The organism is bacterium, assembly GCA_024224155.1.
GTDB lineage: Bacteria > Acidobacteriota > Thermoanaerobaculia > Multivoradales > JAHEKO01 > CALZIK01.
Window position 1 is genome coordinate 1 of record JAAENP010000367.1, and the last position, 1,101, is coordinate 1,101.

Annotated in this window: 1 protein-coding gene; it reads right to left on the reverse strand. The window is 61.2% G+C overall.

Features of this window, described 5'->3' with window-relative positions:
• Positions 1–1,101: transposase (locus GY769_18760; protein ID MCP4203964.1), on the reverse strand; the 1,101-nt coding region annotated here is incomplete at both ends.

Sequence of the window (1,101 nt, forward strand, 5' to 3'; positions counted from 1 at the left end):
GGAAGTCCCGGCGCATGTGCGACCAGCAAAACGCCAGCACAATCCGGCCATCCTTGACCTGCACCATCACTTTGTAGGCAATATAGCGATCGACGATCAGAATCCCGCCTTCGACGTTGTGGAAGTACCCTTCGGGGACCCGCGCCTTGCGCGTTGGATCGAGCCGGAAGACCGCTGCCGAACGAGATTGGAAGAGCCACAACTTCCACTTGCCGTCGGCTTTGAGATCGGAAGCCTCACAACCGGGCGGCAGCTCGCCATTTTCGAGTCGGCGCGTCAGCTCTGGAACCGAGACAAACATCCGCCAGCCGGTCTCGTCGGCATTCCATTGCCTCTCTTCGAGATTCTTGACGATGATCTCGTCCATGATCGGCTCGAAAACAGGAGACAGCTTCTTGAGACCTCCAGTGACCGTGCCCGGCGACAGGTCGACCCCGTACGTGCGCAGATCCTCCAGCAAACGGTTGGTCGGACGCAGGAAGCAATACTTGTCGAGCAGGATCTGCACCCACAAGGAGGTCCCGTAACGGCCCTTGGGAATCAGCTTGGGCGGCCCCGGAGCCGTGATGATCCTCGGCAAGGGACACTGGCACTTCGGTCGGTAACGCTTGCGCCGGATCCGACGTTTGTGGGCCTTAACCTCGATCTCAATCAGCACGGAGTCCTCGGTGCCCAGAGACGCGTCGGCTTCATACGGTAGACCGCACTGGGGACATTGGCATTCCTGCTCAGAGAGCTCACAAATCTCCTCTTTGACCGGTAGCTGCGAAGTATCGCGACGGCCGGGGCCGGGTTGGCCCGGCCTCTGGCCTCGTTTGCCTTGCGCTTTACCCGACCCGGACGCGCCCCGAGGACGCGAGCGGCCCTTCTCCGACTTGCGACCGAAGAGCTGCCGTTCGAGCTCCTTGATCCGTGCCTTCTGCTGCTCGCTTTCCTCCTGGAGTCGCTTCTCTCTTTCCCGCGCCCGCTTGAACATGCTCTCCCAGTAGCGGGCTTGTTGACGAAGCTCGACGTTCTCGGCTGCCAGAGGGCAGTCGGCACAAGGCCTGAAGCGTTTTGCTGCCGTCCAGCGGTGATGGACCAGGCATGTGGGCAACGCAC